At 63.9% G+C, this 23,506-nt stretch carries 21 protein-coding genes, 1 pseudogene and 1 riboswitch; of the genes and pseudogenes, 12 read left to right on the top strand and 10 right to left on the bottom strand.

The annotated features are described in order from the left end of the window. Positions 1-152: 152 nt before the first annotated feature. Positions 153-938, top strand: coding sequence for an MOSC domain-containing protein (locus QX034_RS07320; protein WP_315743802.1), 786 nt, complete (start codon positions 153-155; stop codon positions 936-938). Positions 939-1,044: 106 nt separating this feature from the next. Here QX034_RS07320 and QX034_RS07325 read toward each other — a convergent pair whose 3' ends face one another. Next, a complete protein-coding gene (locus QX034_RS07325) occupies positions 1,045-1,689 on the bottom strand; it encodes a TIGR02594 family protein (RefSeq protein WP_315706401.1) in 645 nt (214 codons plus the stop codon). Between the two features lie 266 nt (positions 1,690-1,955). On the opposite strand from QX034_RS07325, the gene QX034_RS07330 reads away from it, so the two are divergent. Continuing rightward, positions 1,956-2,822: an alpha/beta hydrolase gene (locus tag QX034_RS07330; RefSeq protein ID WP_315727543.1), complete on the top strand. Its 867-nt coding sequence runs from the start codon at positions 1,956-1,958 to the stop codon at positions 2,820-2,822. A gap of 505 nt (positions 2,823-3,327) precedes the next feature. After that, positions 3,328-4,368, top strand: a pseudogene (locus QX034_RS07335) (acyltransferase family protein); the annotation flags it as partial. 947 nt (positions 4,369-5,315) lie between these two features. On the opposite strand, the gene metW reads toward QX034_RS07335, so the two are convergent. Further along, positions 5,316-5,981 carry a methionine biosynthesis protein MetW gene (gene metW / locus QX034_RS07340; protein ID WP_315706404.1) on the bottom strand — a complete coding sequence of 222 codons (666 nt, stop codon included), beginning with the start codon at positions 5,979-5,981 and terminating at the stop codon, positions 5,316-5,318. 2 nt (positions 5,982-5,983) lie between these two features. Continuing rightward, positions 5,984-7,201 (bottom strand): homoserine O-acetyltransferase, encoded by a 1,218-nt coding sequence (locus QX034_RS07345; protein ID WP_315706405.1) that lies wholly within the window; start codon positions 7,199-7,201, stop codon positions 5,984-5,986. Positions 7,202-7,292: 91 nt separating this feature from the next. Continuing rightward, positions 7,293-7,372: riboswitch (SAM riboswitch) on the bottom strand. A gap of 178 nt (positions 7,373-7,550) precedes the next feature. On the opposite strand from QX034_RS07345, the gene QX034_RS07350 reads away from it, so the two are divergent. The 3 genes from QX034_RS07350 to QX034_RS07360 are packed head-to-tail and all read left to right on the top strand — an operon-like array spanning position 7,551 to position 10,459. After that, positions 7,551-8,384: a chorismate mutase gene (locus tag QX034_RS07350; protein WP_315727538.1), complete on the top strand. Its 834-nt coding sequence runs from the start codon at positions 7,551-7,553 to the stop codon at positions 8,382-8,384. Positions 8,385-8,429: 45 nt separating this feature from the next. Then, positions 8,430-9,527: a histidinol-phosphate transaminase gene (gene hisC, locus QX034_RS07355; protein WP_315706407.1), complete on the top strand. Its 1,098-nt coding sequence runs from the start codon at positions 8,430-8,432 to the stop codon at positions 9,525-9,527. After that, positions 9,524-10,459 (top strand): prephenate/arogenate dehydrogenase family protein, encoded by a 936-nt coding sequence (locus tag QX034_RS07360; protein ID WP_315706408.1) that lies wholly within the window; start codon positions 9,524-9,526, stop codon positions 10,457-10,459. Before hisC ends, QX034_RS07360 begins: the two co-directional genes overlap by 4 nt. An 18-nt stretch (positions 10,460-10,477) precedes the next feature. Here QX034_RS07360 and QX034_RS07365 read toward each other — a convergent pair whose 3' ends face one another. Further along, positions 10,478-11,662, bottom strand: a complete 1,185-nt coding sequence (locus QX034_RS07365) for a DUF2125 domain-containing protein (RefSeq protein WP_316195137.1) — start codon at positions 11,660-11,662, stop codon at positions 10,478-10,480. 99 nt (positions 11,663-11,761) lie between these two features. Between QX034_RS07365 and QX034_RS07370 the strand changes: the two genes are divergently transcribed. Continuing rightward, positions 11,762-12,361 carry a gamma-glutamylcyclotransferase gene (locus tag QX034_RS07370; protein ID WP_409977782.1) on the top strand — a complete coding sequence of 200 codons (600 nt, stop codon included), beginning with the start codon at positions 11,762-11,764 and terminating at the stop codon, positions 12,359-12,361. A gap of 2 nt (positions 12,362-12,363) precedes the next feature. Here QX034_RS07370 and QX034_RS07375 read toward each other — a convergent pair whose 3' ends face one another. The 4 genes from QX034_RS07375 to ftsE form a co-directional block, all read right to left on the bottom strand. Further along, positions 12,364-13,131, bottom strand: coding sequence for a lysophospholipid acyltransferase family protein (locus QX034_RS07375; protein WP_316195139.1), 768 nt, complete (start codon positions 13,129-13,131; stop codon positions 12,364-12,366). Positions 13,132-13,143: 12 nt separating this feature from the next. After that, positions 13,144-13,857, bottom strand: a complete 714-nt coding sequence (locus QX034_RS07380) for a YdcF family protein (protein ID WP_315706412.1) — start codon at positions 13,855-13,857, stop codon at positions 13,144-13,146. A gap of 163 nt (positions 13,858-14,020) precedes the next feature. After that, complete coding sequence (locus QX034_RS07385; RefSeq protein ID WP_315706413.1) at positions 14,021-14,989, bottom strand: ABC transporter permease; 969 nt, start codon at positions 14,987-14,989, stop codon at positions 14,021-14,023. Further along, the gene (ftsE, locus tag QX034_RS07390; RefSeq protein ID WP_315706414.1) at positions 14,982-15,641 is read right to left on the bottom strand and encodes a cell division ATP-binding protein FtsE; all 660 of its coding nucleotides are present in this window, start codon (positions 15,639-15,641) and stop codon (positions 14,982-14,984) included. The genes QX034_RS07385 and ftsE overlap by 8 nt, the downstream gene beginning before the upstream one ends. A gap of 370 nt (positions 15,642-16,011) precedes the next feature. On the opposite strand from ftsE, the gene QX034_RS07395 reads away from it, so the two are divergent. The 3 genes from QX034_RS07395 (at position 16,012) to QX034_RS07405 (ending at position 18,308) form a co-directional block, all read left to right on the top strand. Further along, complete coding sequence (locus tag QX034_RS07395; RefSeq protein WP_315706415.1) at positions 16,012-16,863, top strand: MJ0042-type zinc finger domain-containing protein; 852 nt, start codon at positions 16,012-16,014, stop codon at positions 16,861-16,863. A 51-nt stretch (positions 16,864-16,914) separates the two neighbouring features. After that, entirely contained in the window at positions 16,915-17,289 is a 375-nt protein-coding gene (locus tag QX034_RS07400; RefSeq protein ID WP_315706520.1) for a response regulator, read from the top strand. A gap of 788 nt (positions 17,290-18,077) precedes the next feature. Beyond that, the gene (locus tag QX034_RS07405) at positions 18,078-18,308 is read left to right on the top strand and encodes a cysteine rich repeat-containing protein (RefSeq protein WP_315706416.1); all 231 of its coding nucleotides are present in this window, start codon (positions 18,078-18,080) and stop codon (positions 18,306-18,308) included. Positions 18,309-18,487: 179 nt separating this feature from the next. On the opposite strand, the gene QX034_RS07410 is transcribed toward QX034_RS07405, so the two are convergent. Next, the gene (locus QX034_RS07410; protein WP_315706417.1) at positions 18,488-19,378 is read right to left on the bottom strand and encodes an SDR family oxidoreductase; all 891 of its coding nucleotides are present in this window, start codon (positions 19,376-19,378) and stop codon (positions 18,488-18,490) included. 90 nt (positions 19,379-19,468) lie between these two features. Here QX034_RS07410 and QX034_RS07415 point away from each other — a divergent pair, with 90 nt between their 5' ends. After that, the gene (locus QX034_RS07415; protein WP_315706418.1) at positions 19,469-20,293 is read left to right on the top strand and encodes a helix-turn-helix transcriptional regulator; all 825 of its coding nucleotides are present in this window, start codon (positions 19,469-19,471) and stop codon (positions 20,291-20,293) included. A 370-nt stretch (positions 20,294-20,663) separates the two neighbouring features. Here the strand turns inward: QX034_RS07415 and QX034_RS07420 are convergent, their stop codons facing one another. Next, positions 20,664-21,983 carry a multicopper oxidase family protein gene (locus tag QX034_RS07420; RefSeq protein WP_315764119.1) on the bottom strand — a complete coding sequence of 440 codons (1,320 nt, stop codon included), beginning with the start codon at positions 21,981-21,983 and terminating at the stop codon, positions 20,664-20,666. Between the two features lie 275 nt (positions 21,984-22,258). On the opposite strand from QX034_RS07420, the gene chrA reads away from it, so the two are divergent. Continuing rightward, a complete protein-coding gene (gene chrA / locus QX034_RS07425) occupies positions 22,259-23,506 on the top strand; it encodes a chromate efflux transporter (protein WP_316195141.1) in 1,248 nt (415 codons plus the stop codon).

Here is a 23,506-nt window from a genome sequence, read left to right on the forward strand (position 1 = left end):
GACGTTGACGCTCGTCAACCTCGCAAGCGGACGCGTCGCCGGCACGTCGCCGGCTTGACGGAAATGTGGGAAGCGAGGTCCGGATTCGGAAGAGGCAGCTTCACAAATTCGTGTGCGCTAGCGAACGGCTGGGGAATCTTTTATCAGGGCTGATGCCTGTGAACCCACCAGCCGAAATCGCCGGCCTCTACCGCTACCCGGTCAAAGGTCTCACCCCGGAACCACTGCAGCAGGCGCCGTTGCGCGTCGGCCAAACCCTGCCCGCCGACCGCCGCTACGCCATCGAGAACGGACCGAGCGGGTTCGACCCGGCGCAACCAGCGTGGAAGGTGAAGACGTTCTACCTGATGCTGATGCGCAATGAGCGCTTGGCGGCCCTGAAGGCTCGGTTCGACGATGCCACCAACCTGCTGACGATCCAGCGGGGTGGCGAGGTGGTCGCGCAGGGCGACCTGGAGACGTCGGAAGGACGCGCCGCGATCGAGGCATTCTTCGCCGCCAACTTCTCCGAGGAACTACGCGGCCCACCGAAGGTCCTGTCCGGCGGCGACCACAGCTTCTCCGACGTGGCGCGCAAGGTGGTCTCGATCATCAATCTGGCAAGCCTGAAAGAGATCGAAGCGATGGTCGGCGCAGCCGTGAACCCGCTGCGCTTCCGCGCCAATCTCTACGTCAAGGATTGGCCGGCCTGGTATGAGGCTGGCCTCGTCGGAGCGACACTGCGCATAGGCACGACCAGGCTGAAGGTGGTCAAGACCATCACCCGCTGCGCAGCCGTCAATGTCGACCCCGACACCGCCGCGCGCGACCTCGACATTCCGCCCGCGATCGTCCGCCATCGCAGCAATAATGAATGCGGCATCTATGCCGAAGTGATCGAGGCCGGTGACATCGCCGTCGGCGATACGCTTATGGTCGAGCAGCCGAGCTTGTTTTGAGGCAGTATTTGCCCGGCTCCCGATCTCGATTTTCGATCGTCATTCCGGGGCAGCCGCGTTCAGCGGCTGAACCCGGAATGACACGAGCGAGAGCCCGAAGCACTTATCAGTTCGGCATCACATAGGCATAGACCCGGCCGCGCGACACCGGCGCCTCGCGCACCCGGTTCCGGTTGTTGCCGGAGATCAGGATCGGATTACCCTGCGCGTCGATGCCGGAGACCACGCCGACATGACCGCCGCCGTGGCGGCTCATCACCGCGATGGCGCCGACCTGCGGCCCTGACACGCGCTGGCCGTAGCTGGCGAAGGAGCGGGCGAGGTCCGACCCGGTACCATGATGTCCGGTGCGCTCCAGCACCATGTTCATGAAGCGCGCGCACCACAGGCTCGCACGGCTGGTCGGGTTGCCGCCGAGATAGCGGCGCGCCTCGGCGACCACACTGCTGTCACCGAAGCCACCCGACGACCCCATGCCGCCGGATGCAGTGCCAGACATCATTTGGTTCGCCTGCACATCATCCACACCGCGCACCTCCAGCCGAGCCACGCGGCGCGACAGGCGAGCATACGATCTGCCGTGACGGATATGATGCTTGGCGTAGTGATGACCGCCATGACTGCGGTGGGCATGATGCCCGGAGCCATGATGGGAACGGGCCGAAGCCGGCGTCGCGGAAGCGGCAAAGGCCGCGGAACACACCGCCAGCGCAACAACGTGAAGCGACCGGCGAACGATAGACACAACCATACTCAATCCTTCTCTTAGTCCCCCTGGCAGTCTGACTTGACACCCCCTGTTCCCTGACTGGCCCCCGTGTGCACAGTCAGCAGCAGCGGCTCGTAAAACGGCAGGATGTGACGAAAACATGACGACATGCTGCACTGCAATGGCGACCAGAGGGAAATTCCGGGCAAGCCCGTTTGTGAATACCGGGGAACCCATCCGCATTGCTGCCCTCAGCATGAACTGCGATGGTCGATGCGCTGAAAGCTGAAACAAGAAGGAGCTCGGCAATGCCCCACGCGGCGACCAAGGATGGCGTACGTCTCTATTTCGAAGAGGCCGGGAGCGGTACGCCAATCCTGTTCCTGCATGAATTCGCGGCCGACTACACCAATTGGGAGCCGCAAATGCGCTACTTCTCGCGCGCGCATCGCTGCATCGTCTTTTCCGCGCGCGGCTATACGCCGTCGGACATCCCACCCTCGCCCGCCGCTTACACCTATGAACATTTTTATACCGATGCCTTGGCCGTGCTCGATCATCTCGGCATCGCGCAAGCGCATTTCGTCGGGCTGTCGATGGGTGCCTATTCCTCCCTGCAGGTCGCGCTGCATGCGCCGCAGCGACTACATTCGATGACGCTCGCCGGTGTCGGCTCCGGCTCGAGCCTCGAACAGTTGGAGAGCTTTCGCGCGCAATGCCGGGCCACAGCCGAGCAGTTCGACACGCTCGGCTCAGTGGAGGTCGCCAAGATCACGCGCGAGGCGCCGGGCCGGATTCCCTTCCTGGTGAAGGACCCGCGCGGCCACGCCGACTTCTATGCGGCGCTGGCGCGGCATGATGCCAAGGGCTCCGCCAACACGATGCGCAGCTTCCAGGGCGGGCGTCCTTCGATCTACACGATGGCGGAGGCGATCAGACAAGTGGCCACACCGGGGCTGATCATCTGCGGCGACGAGGACGACGCCTGCATCGAACCAAGCCTGTTCCTGAAGAAGCACCTGGGAGCGTCGGGACTGACATTCTTCCCGAAGTCGGGGCACGTCCTGAATCTGGAGGAGCCCGCGTTGTTCAACGCGACGGTGGAGCGCTTCATCACCATCGTCGAGGCCGGCCGCTGGAATCAGCGCGATCCAAGGTCGATTGCGGGTTGGTAAGACGCCGGGCACTCGTTCCGGCGTACGCATCTGACCGCCTGCGGGGGGCGGCGGCGCGGTTCGCCGGGACGACTTAGTGAGCCAAACATCGTCACATCGGGGACTGCGGGTCCGGCGCAGTCGTGAGGCTCAACCGCAGATCAGCCAGGGAGGGCGCCCCCTCAATTGAGAGCTTCGACCGGGCATGATTGGGCGCCAGGGCGGCCCACCCCGATACCCTGCCGTCAGGAACTTGCGAGCTGACATAGCGCATTGTGTAACACAGGAGGGATACACGAGTCTGATCGAAGTAACCGCTACCAACAGCTGAAATGGGCTTACGACGATGGAACGCCGCGAGAGCTGGCGCTTTCGCGGACGCTTTTCAGATTGAATTAATCTGCGCCTGCTACCGCTAGGCCCAGACTCCGAAGGGCTGGGTATCGGGCGACCAGGCGAACGCGTTGCAGCGATCGCCACAGCGGCCAGGCAGAACGCGGCATCTCGGAAGGAATGGGGATGCGGAATGGTCGACGTGGCAGCCGGCGACTTGCCTCGAAGCACGCCACGACCACCTTCGCCAGCGCGGCTCTTTCGAGGACCATCGGTGCAGGAGGTTCTCGATCTCAACGGCGGCGCATTTCCGGGGTTCGATACGCTTCGGCTTTGCCTGTCGCTTCTGGTCGTGCTCGTGCATTCGTTTATGCTGTCCTACGGCATGGCCGGCTCTCGCGTGCTGCTGAACGCGCCCTACATCGCCGTCATGCTTTCGCTGCTGCCGCTCTTCTTTGCCTTGAGCGGATTTCTCGTTGCCGGCAGCGCATTCCGATTGCGCGACACGGGCACCTTCCTGCTCTTCCGAAGCCTGCGAATAGTGCCTGCATTGGCTGTCGAAGTTACGATTTCAGCCTTGATCCTCGGCCCTCTGCTGACGACCCGACCGCCGCGAGACTACTTCACGAATGCGGATTTCTTCTCCTATTTCGGCAACATCATCGGTCGCGTTCGATTTGCATTGCCCGGCGTGTTCGAAGGGCTCCCGCTTGATCGCGTCGTCAACGGGAATGTATGGACGCTCAAACCGGAGTTCTTCTGCTACGCCCTCATGGCGCTCTTGATGGTAAGCCGGGCAGCCTACAGCCGGAAACTGACAACGCTGCTCTGGCTGGTCGTGACCGTCGCGATGATCGTGGTGAATCAGGCTACCGACGCGTTCGTGCCTGATGGCTATCTTGGACCAACGCTGCTGGTCTATTCCTTTGCCACCGGCGTCGTCGCCTTTCATTGGCGAGAGCACATCAAGCTGAACGCGTCACTCGCGCTGCTCTCGGCCGCAGCTGCCTATTTGCTGCTGTTGGGGCCGAAGAACGCGTTCTTCTCCATTCCTGCTCTCACCTACCTGATGATTTGGATCGGTGCCCAGCGGCTGCCATCGACGGGCGGAGATTATTCCTACGGCATCTATCTGTTTTCGTATCCGATCCAGCAAACGCTCGTTGCGACGTTCCTGCCGCTGCGCGAATGGTGGCTGCTCTTTCCCATATCTGCCCTGATTGCGATTCTGATCGCGGCGCTATCCTGGCATCTGATCGAGCTCCCTGCGCTCCGGTTGAAAAAGCCGGTCTTGGCGTTGTCCTCTCGCATGACGACCAAACTGATGGCCGCCATTGCCCGATGGCGGGCGGCGTTGCCCGTCCGCCGCATGAGTGGTTCGTGACTGACCTTTTTCGCGCGCCGACGGCCGTAACTGCTCGCTCTCGCCCATCCCGCACAGCCCCGGACGCGTGGCGAGACATTGCTGCCCGGCGGGCATTTTGCGCATGGTCGTCATGCCGCCATTGCCCGTCGTGCCAGGATGTCGCAGGCATCAAGGCTTGTGTCGTCGGGCAAATCAGGAGCACCTTTCTGCGCATCCCGCCTCCACAAGAGGGACGTATCGCGATCGTCACGGACGTCGGAAGCGGGATGCGATGGACGCGGCGTGTCGCAGTGTGTCTCTCACACGGACGAACGACATCGGCGCGGACGTGAAGTCGTGTGGTCCTGGCCTCCCGGTGCTGAGGCCCGTGCAACGCGCAAGCGTTGCGCGACGCGATGATGCTTCGCATCACGCGGACGGGGGCAAGAATGCCGGTCCCCGAGGAGAGCGCGTATAAGCGTTAACACCGTCGCGCAGGGAAGGCCGGATGTGCGGCTCGTACCTGTGGTGACTGCCGCCTGCTTTTTTTGATGCAGGCGGGCCATGGGTGTGAGCTAACACCCGGCCTTTCCTGCGCCCTCTTGCTTTTCGAGGGCGAATGCTTCGCAAAGCTCGGGCGTAACGCGCTGCGAGAATGCGAGCGCACGCCTCGCGCTGTTTGAGATGTGAAGAGCCAGATCGTGCCAACAGGCCGGTCATTCCGGGGCGCGCATGCAATGCGCGAACCCGGAATCTCGAAATGGGTGTGCGCGCCAGACAACTTCGAGATTCCGGGTTCGGGGCCTACGGCCTCGCCCCGGAATGGCAGCCGGAGGCTACCTTCCCTTCCCCGCCCGGCTCAGCAGGAAGATCCCCTGCTCGCCGAACATGTTCCAGAACCACCAGGGCATATTGACCCGCAGCGGCTGGCCGTCGGAATCGAGCGCCACCGCGCGCTCCATCTTGACGTTGATCTCGTCGCAGAGCTGCACGAAGTCCTTGATGGTGCAGAAATGGATGTTCGGCGTGTCGTACCAGGTGAACGGCAGATTCTCGGTACGCGGCATGTGACCGCCGATCAGAAGCTGCAGGCGCAGCCGCCAGAAGCCGAAATTCGGAAAGGCCACGATCGCGCGGCGGCCGATGCGCAGGAGATTTTCGAGCACCGTCCTCGGCTGCCGCGTCGCCTGCAGGGTCTGCGACAGGATCACGTAGTCGAACGCGTCGTCGGGATAATCGACGAGGTCGGTGTCGGCGTCGCCCTGCACCACCGCAAGCCCCTTCGCCACGCAGTGGTTGACGCCTTCGCGCGACAGCTCGATGCCGCGACCGTCGATGCCGCGGCTCTCAAGCAACTGCAGGAGATCGCCGTCGCCACAACCGATGTCGAGCACCTTGGAGCCGCGCTCGACCATCTTGGCAATCAGCAGATGGTCGGGGCGATAGGCGAGCCCTTCGCGCTCCGTAACGCCGTTCAGCGGCAGCACCTCTTGCAGCGCCATGGTCAGACTCCGGGTGTGGTCAGCCCGCGTGCCTTGCCGGCGGACTCGAGGAAGGCACGGGCGATGTCGAAGAACTCGGGGACATCGAGCAGGAAGGCATCATGACCTTTGTCGGTTTCGATCTCCGCGAAAGAGACCCGTGCGCTCGACGCGTTGAGCGCATGCACCAGCGCCCGCGACTCCGGCGTCGGAAACAGCCAGTCGCTGGTGAAGGACACGACGCAGAAACGGGTCTGAATGCCGCGGAAAGCTTCGGCCAGCACGCCATCATGATCGGCGGCGATATCGAAGTAGTCCATCGCGCGGGTCAGATAGAGATAGGCGTTGGCATCGAAGCGCTCCACGAAGGACGAGCCCTGGTAGCGCAGATAGCTCTCGACCTGGAAATCGGCATCGAAGGAAAAGGTCGGCAGGTCGCGGTCCTGCATGCGGCGACCGAACTTGCGATGCAGCGCCGCGTCCGACAAATAAGTGATGTGCGCGGCCATCCGCGCCACCGCGAGCCCGCGATGCGGATGAACGCCCTTGTCGGCATAGCGGCCGTGATCCCAATCCGGATCGGCCATCACCGCCTGCCGGCCGAGCTCATGGAAGGCGATATTCTGCGCCGAGTGACGCGTAGCGCAGGCGATCGCGAGCGCCGCGAACACGCGGGTCGGATAGGCCACAGTCCATTGCAGCACCTGCATGCCGCCCATGGAGCCGCCGACCACCGCAAACAGCGTCTCGATGCCGAGATGGTCGATCAGCATCGCCTGGGCGCGCACCATGTCCGGAATGGTGATGATCGGGAAATCCAGGCCCCAGGCCTTGCCCGTCGCCGGATTGAGCGAGGCGGGGCCGGTCGAACCCATGCAGCCGCCGATCACGTTCGAGCAGATGATGAAGTAACGGTTGGTATCGAGTGGACGGCCCGGGCCGACCAGCGTCTCCCACCAGCCCGGCTTGCCGGTCATCGGATGGCGATTGGCGACATGCTGATCGCCGGTCAGGGCGTGGCAGACCAGGATGGCGTTCGATCTGTCGGCATTGAGCTCGCCATAGGTCTGGTAGGCGATCTGGAACGGCGCGAGATCGACCCCGCAGTCGAGCCGGAGCGGCTGATCGGCGCCGAACTTTGCAACCGGCGAGTTCGGATGATCGACCTCGTGCGAGCGCTCCTCCGGCGGGATCACGCGTCGTGACTTCGGCGAGTTCGATTTGGGCGTCAGGCCTGTCATGTCTCTAGACCCCGGCGGTCGCCGGAGCTCCCGAACCACGTGACATATCAGGCCATAAAAAAACCCGGCCCGAAATTAGGTTCGGCCGGGATCAGAACTGTCCCCGGCCTGTTTAGCGAATTGTTTAACGTGGCTGCAAGCCGGCCGGCTCAAATGACCACGGAATGACCAACAACGTAGTCCGGCGGGCGGCCGACGTCAAGGCAAGCCGGAATCGACGGCACGCCGCCATGTTGCAACTGTAGCGCTTCCGGGCGCTCGATCGGGTAAACTTGATGTTGCACGCGCCTGATCTGTAGGACAGAACGACGCTCGCCTGCACCGCAGGACCAGCCAAGAGATGCCGCAAATGCCCGAGACGCCTCCCGCCCCGCCCTCGCTTGCCGATCTGCGCAAGGAGATCGACGCGATCGACGAGCAGATGCATCGGTTGTTGATGCAGCGCGGCGACATCATCGACCGCCTGATCCAGGTGAAGAAGACGCAGGAGGTCGGCTCGGCCTTCCGGCCGGCGCGCGAGGCCGACATGATGAAGCGCCTGGTGCAGCGCCATCGCGGCATCCTGCCGCTCGATACGGTCGAGAGCATCTGGCGCATCATCGTCTCCAGCTTCACCTACGTGCAGGCGCCGTTCTGCGCGCACGCCGACGTCTCGGTCGGCGAGGCTGCGATGCGGGATTCCGCGCGGTTCCATTTCGGCTTCATCGTGCCCTATGTGGCGCATTTCAGCGCCCAGGCCGCCGTCGAGGCGGCAGCGAAATCGAAGGGCGATCTGGCGCTGGTCTCGGCGACGTCAGGGCATACGCCGTGGTGGATCACGCTCGAGCCGGCCGGCGCGCCGAAGATCATCGCCCGGCTGCCTTTCCTGGAGCGCGCCGACCATCCGGCGGCGCTGCCGGTGTTTGCGATCTCCCGCGTGGCCGACGATGCCCTGCTGTTGGAGGTCGAGACCTGGAGCATCCGCGTGTCGGGCTGGAATGCGCAGGTGGCGCGAGCGCTGTCGCCGCTGGCGGACATCGTAGCGGTGCCGGATACCGCCTTCGACAGCGCGGCCCTGTTGGTCTCCATCGAGGCCCCCTCGAACCTCGAAAAAATCAGGGCAGCCCTGATCGCGGCGGGCGCCTCGGTACGCTCGACGGCCCTCGTCGGCGGCCATGCAAAGCGCTATACGGTGCCGAGCTAGGGTTGATGGCTCTGGCCTGATCCTGCGGTTTCCCGGAGTTGAATGATGTCCCGCCCCGTGCCGAATCCCGGCATCCTCGATATTGCGCCCTACACCCCCGGCAAGAGCCCGAAGCCGGAGCCGGGCCGCAAGGTGTTCAAGCTTTCGGCCAATGAGACCCCGTTTGGCCCCTCGCCGAAGGCGATCGCGGCCTTCACGCACGCGGCGACGCATCTGGAGGACTACCCGGAAGGCACCTCGCGGGTGCTGCGCCAGGCGATCGGCCGCGCCTACGGCCTCGATCCCGATCGGATCATCTGCGGCGCCGGCTCCGACGAGATCCTCAACCTGCTGGCACACACCTTTCTCGGCCACGGCGACGAGGCGATCTCCACCACGCACGGCTTTTTGGTTTATCCGATCGCCACCATGGGCCGCGGCGCCAAGAACGTGATCGCACCGGAGAAGAACCTGACCGCGGATGTCAACGCCATCCTGCAGGCGGTCACGCCGCGCACCAAGCTGGTCTGGCTCGCCAACCCGAACAATCCGACTGGCACCTACATCCCGTTCGACGAGGTCAAGCGGCTGCGCGCCGGCCTGCCCTCCAACGTCGTACTGGTTTTGGACGCGGCCTATTCCGACTACGTGTCGCGCAACGACTATGAGGTCGGCATCGAGCTGGTCGCCACGACCGAGAACACCGTGATGACCCACACTTTTTCCAAGATTCACGGGCTCGCCGCGCTACGCGTCGGCTGGATGTTCGGCCCGGCCCATATCGTCGATGCGGTCAACCGCATCCGTGGACCGTTCAACGTCTCCACGCCGGCCATGCTCGCCGCGGTCGCTGCGATCGAGGACAGTGCGCATGTGCAGACGTCCAAGACGTACACGGAAGAATGGCGCAACAGGCTCAGCGAGGAGATCGGCAAGCTCGGCCTGAAGGTGACGCCGAGCGTGACGAACTTCATCCTGATCCACTTCCCGACCGAGAAGGGCAAGACGGCCGCCGAGGCCGACGAATTCCTGACCCGGCGCGGCCTGGTGCTGCGCGCGCTCAACAACTATCAGCTGCCGCATGCGCTGCGGATGACGATCGGCTCCGAAGAGGCCAATCGCCTGGTGTTGGAGGGTTTGCGCGAATTCATGGGGACGAAGTGACGAGCGCGGCGAAATTCGAGCGCGTCGCGCTGATCGGATTCGGCCTGATCGGCGGCTCGATCGCGCGCGCCGCGCGCCTGCATGGGCTGGCCGGTGAGATCGTCACCACAGCGCGCTCGAAGGAGACGCGGGCTCGTGTCGCCGAGCTCGGCATCGTCGACCGCGTGGTGGAGAGCAATGCGGAGGCGGTGAAGGACGCCGACCTCGTCATCCTCTGCATTCCCGTCGGCGCCTGCGGGCCTGTGGCGCAGGAGATCGCGGGCTCACTGAAGGACGGCGCGATCATCTCCGATGTCGGCTCGGTCAAGGGCGCCATCGTGCGCGACATGGCTCCGCATTTGCCGGCAGGTGTGCATTTCGTGCCGGCGCATCCGGTTGCCGGCACCGAGAATTCCGGCCCCGACTCCGGGTTTGCGGAACTCTTCATCAATCGCTGGTGCATCCTGACGCCGCCGGTCGGCACCGATGCCGATGCGGTCGCGCGCCTCCGCGCGTTCTGGGCTGCGCTCGGCGCCAAGGTCGAGATCATGACACCGGACCATCATGATCTCGTGCTCGCCATCACCAGCCATCTGCCGCATCTGATCGCCTACACGATCGTCGGCACCGCCGAGGAGCTGGCGCAGGTGACGGAATCCGAGGTGATCAAATTTTCCGCGGGCGGCTTCCGCGACTTCACCCGCATCGCCGCGTCGGATCCGACGATGTGGCGCGACGTGTTCTTGAACAACAAGGATGCCGTCCTGGAAATGCTCGGCACCTTCAATGAGGATCTCGCCAAGCTGACACGCGCGATCCGACGCGGCGACGGGCAGGCGTTGTTCGAGCATTTCACCCGGACGCGCGCGATTCGCCGCGGCATCGTCGAGATCGGGCAGGATTCGGCAGCGCCCGATTTCGGCCGGCCGCTACCGCAGATCGAGCCGTCGTAACGGCGGACGGGCCGCGCGCTAGAACAGTGGCGGGATCTGCGCCACTTTGAACGGGCCGAGCACGACCGCCCCATCGGAGATGCGCAATGGAAAGCTGCGCGCCTTACGCCCTTCCAGCACGACTTCCTTGCCCAGTGCATTGATGCCGGCAGCGACGCCGGCATTGGCGTTCTGTTTCACCACCTTGCCAAGCCCTGGAATCGCGCGATCGAGCGCGCCGAAAAGGTTGTTGAGATCCTGCGACTTCACCCCGGGCGCAACGCGGTCGAGCGTCGACTGCGGCACGCCGTTGTCGAGCATCTTGTCGATCCCAAGCGCGGGGATCACCTTGTCGAGCCCAGCGACGGTCATCTGCAACTCGCCATCGATGTTGCCGCTGGCTGTCAGACTGAGCGTGCCGGAAGCGACCGCGAGCAGTTCGCCCTGCTGAATCCGCGATTGCACGATGTCGATGTGGCCGCCGGCAGCCTGGATCTCACGAAATCGCACCGGCCAGGGCTTGGGCCGAAAATCGCTCAATCCCGAAACGCGCGTCTGGATGTCGGCATTGAACGGCTCGGCGAGCAACGGATGACTCCCTTGAATGCTGCCGTTCGCGATCTGCAGCGCGGCTTCGATCACGGGATGATCGGTCGGCGAACCCTCGGCGAGGCGGCCGTGCAGTTCGATGTGATTGGCGCGCGCAAGCGGCGCGCGAGCCGCACCGTCGCTTCGATCGATCGTGGGAGCGTCGAACACCAATGCGCCGCGCTGTGGTGCCACGGGCAGGCCATAGACGCTGGCCTGGCCGAGCTGCCAGTTCACCGCAAACGAGGCGGGATCGCTGCCGTTCGAGATGGTTGCAGGCCCCTTGAATTCCGCGATCAGACGCTTGGGGTCATAGACCTGGGCCACGACCAGAATTTCGCCGAGCTTGGCCGTCATCAGCGGCGTGCCGACGGCTTGCGAGAACAGGGAAACGCTTGGGTCGCCGCAGCGAACCTCGAGGCGGAACGGGAAGCCGGCGACCGAGCGCCGCGCGCAATCATAGACGCGGCCGGACTTCGCCTCTCGCGCACGCCAGGCGTCGGCCTGGACATCGACCTGCGAAGCGGCAAAGAACCAGAACACGCTCCATGCCACCGCGGCGATCAGGAGCAGGACGGGAGCGATGAAGAGCCCCCATAGCGGGCGCCTGCGCGGCGCTGACGTCATATCGGACATGCGGGGACCCTTTGCGGAGCAATTTTGGCGATAAAGCGATCACGGAATGTGTATTTAAGTTAACAAATCGCGACCACCACCCTTATGGCCTCCAACCCGATGTCGGCAATGACTCTGTCTGTCAGTGAACTTCCCCACGGCGATCTCTGGGTCTTCGGCTACGGCTCGCTGATGTGGCGTCCGGGATTCGACTTTATCGAGCAGGTTCCGGCGCGCCTGATCGGTGAGCACCGCGCGCTCTGTGTGTATTCCTTCGTCCATCGTGGCACACCAGAGAAGCCCGGACTGGTGCTCGGGCTTGATCGCGGCGGCGCCTGCCGCGGGATCGCGTTTCGGGTTGCGGAACAGAACCGAGCGGCGGTGGTCGCCTATTTGCGCGCGCGCGAGCAGGTCACATCCGTCTATCGCGAGGTGATGCGATCGGTGTGGCTGGAGGACGAGGCGCGCCAGCGGGTCAGCGCCCTCACCTATGTGGTCGATCGCGGTCATGTGCAATATGCCGGCCGACTGTCGCTGGCCGAGCAGCTGAGCCATGTGAGCCAGGGCCACGGCCAGTCCGGCGCCAATCGCGACTACGTGCTCTCGACGGTGAAAGCAATCGAAGCCCAGGGGTTTCGCGACGCGCAGCTGCACCGGCTGGCGCTGATGCTGCACGGCGAGGGCCATGCGCTGCATTCGGTAGCAGACGACGGAACATAGCCTCAGGCCTTCGCCGCCTGCGGCACACGGCCGAACAGCTGCGCCTGCTCAGCCTGACCGGCGGCGACGAGGCGATCGGTCGCATCCTCGATCGTGGCCTGCATACGCGACAGAAATTCATCCCGCGGCAGGCCCGGCGGCAGCGGATCAAGGAACTCGACGACGAGCGTGCCGGGATAGCGCATGAAGGAATTGCGCGGCCAGAACAGGCCCGAATTGAGCGCGACCGGCAGGCAGGGCACGCCGCAATCGACATAGATCAGGCCGACGCCGGGCTTGTAGTGCGGCGGCGCGCCCGGAGGCCTGCGCGTGCCTTCCGGAAAGATCACGAACTGGCGGCCTCGCTTCACCTCTTCCGATGCGCGGCGCACGATCTTCATCAAGGCGCGCGTGCCGGCGCTGCGGTCGATCGCGACCATGTCGGCCTTGATCAGGAACAGGCCGAAAATCGGAATGCGCCTGAGCTCGCGCTTCAGCACGAAGAACGGCTCGTCGAAGAAGTGCAACAGCGAGATGGTCTCCCACATCGACTGGTGTTTGGCGGCGACGATCAATGGCCCCTTCGGAATCTTTTCGACGCCGCGATATTCGACCCTGATGTTGCAGATGAGGCGCATCAACAGAATGTTGGTCTGCGCCCACCAATTGGCGACCCGTAGCAACGCTTTCCGGGACATCAGAAGCGTCGGCAGCGCGACCAGCGCCCAGAAGACGAACACCGGATAGAACAGGATGTTGAACAGCAGCGAGCGCAGAAAGATCGAAACCATCGCGGATCCTGTTCAATTGGCCTGGGCCGTCGCCGGACGCCGGGATAGCGCGCCGCTCGGCGGCTCGGCCTCCGGCATGAGATCGAGGCCGAAATCGGCCAGACGTACCCTGAGCTCGGCGGCAACATATTTCGCATATTCGGAGAAGAGCAGCCGCAGGGTCGGGCCGCTGGTCCACCACGGCTCGTCCCGCCACCGCTCACCGACCACGGCATAGGGAATGAGATCGATGTCCGGCATCGCGTGCGAGAGCTCCACGATGGCGCGAGGCATGTGATAATTCGAGGTCACCACAATCAGCGACTTGAAGCCGCGCTCATGCGCCCAGCGCCGGGTCTGCGCAGCATTGCTGCGGGTGTTGACCGCGGAATAATCCAGATCGACGCAGCAGGCAATGAAGGACCGCGCCTCCGGCAGCGAGCGCGAGATGTCGTTGGCATCGTTGGTCGGATGCACGCCCGAGATCAACAGCCGCCTGCCATAGCCGCCGGCCAGGAGCTCGACGGCGTCGGACACGCGCGACGAACCGCCGGTGAGGACCACGATGCCGTCGGCCTGGCGCTCCGGCTTGATCTCGGCGCCGCGCAATTGCGAAAGGAAACCGACGAAACCGAACGCGGCCACCAGGAAGCCGAGCGCCAGCACGACCCCCATCCCCGCCACAGCGCAGCCTGCCACCCGATAGCGGGGAGGCTTGGGGCGCATATCGTCGGTCTCAGGCACCATGCGACGTCTGGCAATCCTCTCTTCAAGCGCCGCGACGTCCATTCCGCCGCGCGGCCCTCTGCCCGATGCAGGTGAGCACAGGCGCGATTTGCATCTCCGGCGCAGACGATTTTAAGCAGTTTTCGGTTCAAGTGAAATCCGCCAGCGGGAACTCCGTCCCCGATCAATCGATACTTGCGAGCGTTGTGAACAGGGTTCGACGTGCGGCCCAGCCGGTGACCGCCGCGATCACCACCGCCTGCACCGCGATCACGACATAGCCGAGCGGCCGCAGCGAAAAGGTGCCCAGCAATGCCGCGAACTGGTCGCCGACCGGCGTGCCCGAGAACCAGTTGGCAATCGACTCGGAGAAACCGAAGCCGAGCATGGCAATGCCGCCGCCGATCACGCCGCCCTCGAGACCGAGTTGCAGGAAATGGCGCAGGAAATGATTGGCAATGTAGCGGTCGCCCGCACCGACGAAATGCAGCACCTCCACGATCGGCCGATTCGCGGACATGGCGCCGCGCGTTGCGAAGGATACCGAGATGAAGGTCGCGACAATGACCAGCACGAGAATGCCGACGCCTGCGAGCAGAGTGGCACCGGTCATGGACCGCATCCGGTCGATCCAGGCGCGGTGATCGTCGACGCTGGCATTCGGCGCGATCGCGGTCACGCGGTCGCGCAGCCCGGCAAGGTCGAACGCCGTGCCGGGCTGAACCCGCGCGATGATCACGCGCGGGACCGGCAGTTCGTCGAAAGAAAGGCCGCTGCCGAGCCAAGGCTCCAGCAGCTTGCCGGATTCCTCCTTGGTGAACGGTTTCACCTCGACGATGCCCGGCTGCGCCTTCATCGCCTCCGCCACCGCCGCGGTGTCACGCTCGAGATCGCGGCCGGTCTTGGGGCGCACCTGCACGGTGATCTCGCTCGCAACCTCCGACTGCCATTCGGCGGCCGATTCGCTGATCAGCATCACCGTTCCGGTCGTGATGGAGGCGAGGAAGGTCATGATGGCCACCACCGCCACCAATGCGCGGCCGGCGATCGACGCCCGCGGCACGATGGGAGATACGATGCGCGCCTGCGCCGGCAGTTGCGGGCGGTCGTCGCCAAGGTCGACCAGAAGGCCGCGATCGTCCACGCTACTCATAGATGTGCAGCCGTCCCTGATGCAGCACCAGCCGGCGGGCCTCATACTGGTCCATCAGCGTGATGTCGTGGGTTGCAATGATAACCGCAGTCCCCGATCGGTTGAGCTCGATGAAGAGCCGCAATAGCCGGCGGCCCAAAGTCGGATCGACGTTGCCGGTCGGCTCGTCCGCCAGCAGAAGCTGCGGCCGCGAGATCACGGCGCGCGCGATCGCCGCACGCTGCTTCTCACCACCAGACAGAATGGGCGGAAGTGCGTCCATGCGCTCGCCCAGGCCCACCCATTTCAGGAGATCGATGACTTCCTTGCGGTAGCTCGACTCCTCGCGCCCGATGACACGGAACGGCAGCGCCACGTTTTCATAGGTCGTCATGTGATCGAGCAGGCGGAAATCCTGCAGCACAATGCCGATCCGCTTGCGCAAATCGGCGATCTCGTCCTTGCCGAGCAGCGAGACATCATAACCGAACAGATTGACCAATCCCCGGGTCGGCCGCAGGGACAGGAACAACAGCTTCAAGAGCGAGGTCTTGCCGGCGCCGGATGGTCCGGTCAGGAACTGGAAGGAATGCGCCGGAATCTGGAAGCTGAGGTCGCGGAGAATCTCCGGCCCAAGTCCATAGCGCAGTCCGACATTTTCGAACCGAACCAAGCGTCAGCTCCGTCCGAGGGCGTGCTCGCACAACTCGCGCGCAAGCAGACTTTTGGCAGCGTCAATCAATATGGCTCTCGTTATGGTTTCCGGTTCGTTAACGGTCACCTTGTACCATCCCGGCGGGTTGAGGTTCCGAAGTTCGTCATGCTGCCCTTCTGGTGTTCCAGGCGCGACTTTGCACTCCCTTTTTGGGGCGTTTGCGAATGTCCGCGCCATTGGAACACCAGATAACACATTGATGCCAGTGAAGCTTTGGATTCGACGTTCGCAACCGATTCTCACCCGTCGGGGCCGAACACGAAATCCACGTCCCTGGCCGCGAACTTCCGGACAGAGCGGTTAAGGCCGCTGGTTGGAGACAGGCTGGATGTTCATCGTTTGCCCTCATTGTACGACATCTTACGCCATCGATCTGGCAACATTGGGCGCAAGCGGCCGGACCGTCCGCTGCTCCCGCTGCAAGGAGGTCTGGCTGGCGCATCCTGAAGACGCTGTGGAGGCTCCCGCCCCCATCCCAGCCATGGCGGAAGACAGCCATTCCGGCGGCCTTCCCGATGAGACCGATTGGGAGACACTCGCCCGCAGCGATGCGGACGACCATCCTCCCATTGTCGCAAGCCCGTCCATCGCCGCCGACTGGCCGGAGGAAAGCGCCGCTGCCGGTACCGACTGGCCGACCACGGAGGCTGACGCCGAGACGGAGAACGATGGCAGGCGTCGGCCCTGGTTTCGCAGGGTCCTGAAGAAGCCAAGCTTCGCCGAGACGGGCGGCAAACCAGGCTTCAACCTGCCGGCGCTCACGCTCGCCATGGGCGCCCTTGTCATCGCGCTCGTCGTCTGGCGCGCCGACGTGGTGCGGCTGATGCCGCAGACCGCGGCGTTCTACAGGCTGGTCGGGCTGGATGTGAACCTTCGCGGCGCCATCTTCAAAGACCTGAAAGTCGTCACCGAGACAGTCGACGGCAAGCCGGTCCTGGTGATCGAAGGGGCCGTCGTCGCGACCGGCCGCAAGCCCGTCGATCTCCCCCGCCTGCGCTTCAGCGTCCGCGACGCCCAAGGCGCCGAAATCTACGCCTGGAATGCAGTGCTCGATCAAACCAGGCTCAAGCCCGGCGAGCGAGCGGCATTCAAGTCTCGGCTGGCTTCTCCGCCTCCCGAAGGGCGCAATATCGATATACGATTCTTCAACCGGCGCGATATTACCGCTGGAAATGCGTAGCAACGGATCTCGCGGGCCTCTCGCGAGAGCACGAGAGGAAAAGGCAAGATGATGTCGCGCGTGCTGATCGCCGACGACGAAGAGTCCATGCGGACCTTGGTTGCCCGGGCGATTGCAATGGATGGTCATGACACCGTCACGGCTCAGGACGGCGCCGAAGCGCTGGACATCCTCACGCGGGAAAATGGCGCGTTCGATCTCCTGCTCACCGACATCCAGATGCCGGTCATGGATGGAATTGCGCTGGCGCTGTCGGCGGCGCGCGATTTCCCGAACCTCACGATCCTTCTGATGACCGGCTTTGCACATCAGCGCGAGCGCGCCTCCAACCTGAGCGCGATCGCGCATGACGTGATCACCAAACCGTTCTCCGTGGCCGACATCCGCACCGCGGTGGCGGACGCGCTGGCCGCGAAGAGAGCGTGATTGCAAACTTTGGAAACGCTCGTCATGCACGTCCGCCTCCTCGGGGGCGTTGCGAGAGCAAGCGACCTCTCCGCAGAAGCGCAAACGGCGTAGGCGAAAAGCGATCCAGGAAGCCGTGAAGACTCTGCTTCGGCACATGCGCGCCTCGGAATGACGGAGACATACATCCTCGCTCTCGCGGCGCGATTTGCACCCGAGCTATGCATCTGCTTCACCCTCGAAGGCCGAGGGCGCAGGGAATGCCGGGCTGCTGGCCGCAACCCATGGCCCGCCTGCAAAAGAAAAAGCAGGCGGCAGTCACCACAGGTACAGCCGAACATCCGGCATTCCCTGCGCGATGGTGTTAACGATTATTTCGCGCTCTCCTCGGTGTGCCGGGCTTGTTAGCCACCGTCGTCAGCAGGATCATCACCTGCGGACTTAGCGCCAGCGTCGGGGCGCCAGGACCACGCGACTTCACGTCCGCAAGAGTATCGCTCGTCCGCATCTCCAAAGGACATGCTCCGACATCTCGCGGCCATCGCATCCCCGCCTCACGTGTCGTGACGATCGGCCGAAACGTCCCTCTGCTCGAGGCGGGATGCGCAGATGATCGTTCCGATTTGCCCGACACGGCAAGCGCACAAAGCTGCGGCCGATTGGCACGACGGGCAATTTGCGCATGACCTCATGCGCAAATTGCCCGTCGGGTCGAGACGCCCGGAGGACCGTGAGCTGATTCTAGACGAGCTCCGACCGGCCCCCCCGCGAGCAGCAGACGTTTGTCCAGCCCAAGGAGGAGTCACTCGATGAAGAAGCTGCCATTCGCGCTCGCGGCGTTTCTGTCGGCTCTGCCGTCATTCGGCCATGCGCAAGGCCATATGGGAACGCCGCAGGAGCAGAAGGCCTGCTCACGCGATGCGCGGCGCTTTTGTCGACACCAGCTCGGCGACGACAATGCGGTCGAGCAGTGCCTGATGCAGAACCGCAGCAGGCTGAGCAGGAGCTGTTCCTCCGTTTTCCAGAGTCACGGGATGTAGCTCACTGTGTGCCAGCGATCGAGCCATCGATCGCAAGGCCTGTGCGGCTGTTGAAGCGCCGCACAGACCGCAATTGACAAGGATCTTCTGACGAGGATCTTCGGTGCGCTGCGGAGCGAGCGCCTACCGGAACACATGCCGCGTTCGAAGTTGCGTTTGGCAACCTCTCGGAGCCAGCCTCAAGCCGTGAAGTAACCCGGCTGGCTAATGTCGGCGATCAAACCGATTCCCGTCGGGGACCAGCCCAACCGCTGCTGCGTCAAAGCGCTGGAAGCGGGCATATCCAAACCGGCGAACATCGCCAGTGGCCCGTAATAATCGCCTGCCTCCTCTTTCTTGATCGAAACGACCGGCACATTCAGCGCGCGCCCGACCACTTCGATCATCTCGCGCATGGGGACGCCTTCCTCGCCAACGGCGTGGTAGATTCCGTCGACTGCGCCCTTTTCCAATGCAAGTCGGTATAGGCGGGCGACATCCAGCCTGTGCCCCGCAGGCCAGCGCTCCGCGCCTTCGCCGACATAGGCCGCGGCGCCTTTTTGCCGCGCGAGCTCGACCAGATAACTGATCAACCCGGCCTTTCCGGGAGCGCCATGCACTTGCGGCAGGCGTATTGCCATTGCACGCACGCCACGCGACGCATAGGCCAAACCGGCCTGCTCCGACATGCGCGGAACATGCGGGCTGGCCTCGCGCCGCATATCTTCAGTGACCACCACACCTGGTGCGACGAGCCCCGTTCCCGAGGTGACGATGAAAGGCTTGTTCGTGCCGACCAGCACATCGCCCATTGCTTCGATGGCGGCCTTGTCGATCGCACCATTCTCCGCGAATTTCGTGAAATCGTGGATGAAGGCCAGATGGATCACGCCGTCCGCCTCCCTCGCACCGCGCTTCAGGCTTTCGAGGTCCTGCAGCGAACCGCGATGAACATCTGCGCCTAATTGCTTCAACGTCCTGACATTCTCATCCGAGCGTGCGAGGCCGGCGACCTGATGCCCGTTTGCGATGAGTTCCTTTGTAGTTTCGGTGCCGATAAAGCCCGCGGCGCCGGTGACGAATACCCGCATGAGAACGCTCCCTGTTCAGAACGCCGGGATACTGGTACGTTGCTCATTCAGGTAAAGTAGTGACATCATACTGGTATAATCGCTAACAGGATGACGGACGCGAACTCGCTCGGGACCTATCTTAAGGATCGCCGCGCCAAGCTCGATCCTACGGCATTCGGGTTTCCGCTGAAACGACGGCGCACGCCGGGACTTCGGCGCGAAGAAGTGGCGCAGCGCGCCAATGTCAGTGCCACCTGGTATACTTGGCTGGAACAAGGGCGCGGCGGCGCGCCCTCCGCAGACGTGCTGGATCGCATCGCTCGCGCCATGATGCTGACCGACGTGGAGCGCGAACATCTGTTTCTGCTCGGTCTTGGCCGGCCACCCGAAGTGCGTTATCGCGCGCCCGAGGGCATCTCTCCGCGTCTGCAACGCGTGCTCGACACGCTGGAATACAGTCCCGCCTTTGTGCGTACCGCAACCTGGGATGTGATCGCGTGGAACAGCGCTGCCGCAACGGTCCTGACCGACTACAGCACAGTGCCGGAAGGGCAGCGTAATGTCTTGCGCATGATGTTCCGCGACAGTCGCGTCCGCGCAGCGCAGCCCAACTGGCAAAGCGTTGCACGCTATGTGGTGGCGTCCTTCCGCGCGGATGTGGCGCGCGCCGGTGCAGCGCGCGACGTGCAATCGCTAGTCGATGAGCTCTGTACGACGAGCCCCGAATTCGCGGTGATGTGGCGTGACAACGATGTGCAAGGGTACGGCGATGGCGTGAAGGTCCTGCATCATCCCGTGGCCGGCCCGCTCTCGATGGAATTCTCCGCTTTCGCCGTCGATGGCCGGCCCGACCTCAACATGGTGATCTTCAATCCTGCAACGCCCGCCGATGCGGACAAGATCCGGGCGCTTCTGAATGCTCTTCCGAAGTAGGTGAGAGACGCCCCCGGTGCGCGCGTCGCCGCCGACCGAATCTCCGGACCAAACGATCCGGACCAACGATCCAGACTTGGCGCTGTCGCGATCGACTTCGAGCAGGCGAAATACTGGACGGATCCGGCGTCGGTTATGACTTATGCGTGGGCTTATGTCAGGGCACGCGTGCTCGCGACGGCCAAGCCCCGAAGAGGTGGCCGATACCGGCTCAGTACGGCTTGAGATCATGATGCGATTAGAAGGAATCGCATCATGATCTCATGTCTTTGATTGAGCATGATCTCCGCGCAAACGCCTATGGCGTTTGTCGCGAGGAAAACCGGTTTCCACTTTTCCGGATCATGCTCTAGACCAGACCTCTCCGGCTTCATCGATACGTGATCAGGCCCGCAAAGCCTTCGTCCATATGGTCCTGGTGATGGCAATGGAAGAAAGTCACGCCCGGATCATCGGCGATGAAATCCACTTCGGCGGTCGAAAAGCGTGGCAGGCTGATGGTGTCCTTGATAACGCCTGACGTCGACTTGTCGCCGACCTTGGTGATCTCGAACGAATGCCGGTGCAGATGCACCGGATGCTCGTCGCCGCTGTTGTTGTTGAGGAGCAGGCGGTAACGCCTGCCTTCGAGGACACTGAACAGAGGATTGGTGTCGGGCCAGGACTTGCCGTTGATGGTCCAGCGGTTGTAGCCGCCCCGTCCGCCCGGAACCTTCTCGAATTTGAGGCCGATGGTCTCGTCAGCTGCCGCCGCCTCACTCTGGCGGCCGAAGAGGGTGTAGTCCCATTTGGATTTGGCAGGCGCCGACCAGGCGGGCTCGCCGCTACGATTGGCATATTCGACGACCACGCCCATGCCCATATTGCGGTCCTCGTCGTCCGTGGAGCCGAACACCCAGACGCCGGGATTGTTCATCTCCACGATGACATCGGCCCGCTCGGCGACATCGAGTTTCAGCACGTCGACGGTCGCGGGCGTCGGCACGGGATTGCCGTCGAGCGCAAGTACCTTGAACCTGTGTCCCGGCAGCGCGAGCGAGATGCCCATGTTGCCGCTCGCATTGAGCAGCCGAAACAGCACGCGCTCGCCCTCACGCACCCGGATCGGCTCGCCATGGCCGAGCGTCCGCTCGCCCAGCGTAGCCGCGCGATACATGACTTCGAGGCCGTTGTCCGGCGGCGGTCCCTTCTTGATGTCCTGCAGACTGACCCAGTGGCCCTCCCAATGATGCGCGGCGAGCAGCACCTCGCGATCGTAACTTCCGGGATCGCTGGCAGCAGGCTCCACGATCAGAAAGCCGAACTCGCCGGAATAGGTGCTCTTGTTCAGATCGGTCATCGCCATGGCATGGCTGTGATACCAGCGCGTGCCGGACGGCTTCGGCGTGTAGGAATAGGTCAGCGTCTTGCCGGGTTCGATGATCGGCGAGCCTTCCTCCGTCGCCCCGTCCTGAGACGAGGGGATCATCAGGCCATGCGAATGGACCAGATTGGGATAGCCGGAATTGTTAGTAACCTCGATCCGGACCGGCCGCCCTTCCTTGAGGCGCAGTACAGGGCCAGGCACCGTCCCATTATATGCCGTGGTCCTGATCACCTTGCCGGGCGCGATCTCGAGCGAGAGCGGCGCGATCGTGATCCTGTAATCGGCGGCCTCATCCGGCGCCGTCTGAGCACGAAGGAAAGGCATGGTCCGGGCTGTCGCCACGGACACTGCGCCGGCCTGCGCGCCACGAAGCAGCGCTCTCCGGCTGAGGAGCGGCTGTATCCGGCGTCTCCCGTCGTCTCGATCATACGTCGTCATCGCCTGCTCCGCTCGAATTCGACAGTCGCACGCAATGATCTGATGCGCCAAGAAGCCGGGCAAAGGGGCCGCCGGCCACAAAACAATTTGATGCCGAACGAGCAGCTTTATCGGGAACCGATAATGAATAGAGTGACGGCGCTGCATTCGTGGAGATCCGTATGAAGACCGAAGGAGCCATCGTCGAGGCCGAGCCGGCAGCCGAGGCGCGAGACGATGGTCCCCGATCGGCGGCGGAGGTGCTCCTCATCTTCCTCAAGCTCGGGCTGACCTGTTTCGGCGGGCCGATCGCGCATATCGGCTACTTCCGCGATGAGTTCGTCGTGCGCCGGAGGTGGATCGACGAACATGCCTTCGCCGATCTGGTCGGGCTCTGCCAGTTCCTTCCGGGACCGGCCAGCAGCCAAGTCGGATTTTCGATCGGGCTGATGCGGGCCGGATATCTCGGCGCGCTCGCCGCATGGACCGGCTTCACCCTGCCGTCCGCCGCGGCGCTGATCCTGTTTGCCTACGGGGCCGGAGCGCTCACCGGACCGGTCGGGGCCGGATTGCTGCACGGCCTCAAGCTCACGGCGGTGGCGATCGTGGCGCAGGCGGTGTGGGGCATGGCGCGCACGCTTTGCCCGGATCGCGAGCGCGCATCGATTGCCGTCCTGGCCGCGCTGATCATCCTGTTCAGCGCGTCATCGCCGGCGCAGATCGGCGCAATCCTGCTGGGCGGGATTGCCGGGCTTTGGCTCTGCCGCAGCGGGGCGGCCACGCCGTCCGGACCTATCGAGATGCCGGTGTCGCGCACCGCGGGCGTCGCCGCGCTGGCCGCGTTCTTCCTGCTGCTGATCGGGCTTCCGCTGCTGCATCATCTGACCGGATCGTCCGGCGTGGCCTTGTTTGAAGCCTTCTACCGATCCGGCGCGCTGGTGTTCGGCGGCGGGCACGTGGTCCTGCCGCTGCTGCGCGAGGCCTTCGTCACGCCGGGCTGGCTGAACGACGATGCGTTTCTTGCCGGCTATGGCGCAGCCCAGGCGGTGCCGGGGCCGCTCTTCACCTTCGCGGCGTATCTCGGAACGGTGGTCGCTCCGGAGCCGCACGGACTGGCGGGGGCCGCGTTGGGACTCGTCGGCATCTTTCTGCCGGGAATCCTGATCCTGCTCGGCGTCCTGCCGTTCTGGGATTCGTTCCGCAGACGCTCCGGCGCGCAGGCGATGATGCGCGGCGTCAACGCCGCCGTGGTCGGCGTTCTGGGCGCGGCGCTCTACAGTCCAGTCTGGACCAGCACTGTCCAAGGCCCGCGGGATGTCGGCGTGGCGCTGGTCGGCTTCGTGCTGCTCACCATCTGGCGCGCGCCGCCGCTCATCGTCGTCACTATCAGCGCGCTTGCTGGCGTCCTGCTCGCCGCGGCGGGTTCGTAG

The sequence above is a fragment of the Bradyrhizobium sp. SZCCHNR3119 genome (genome assembly GCF_032487775.1).
GTDB lineage: Bacteria > Pseudomonadota > Alphaproteobacteria > Rhizobiales > Xanthobacteraceae > Bradyrhizobium.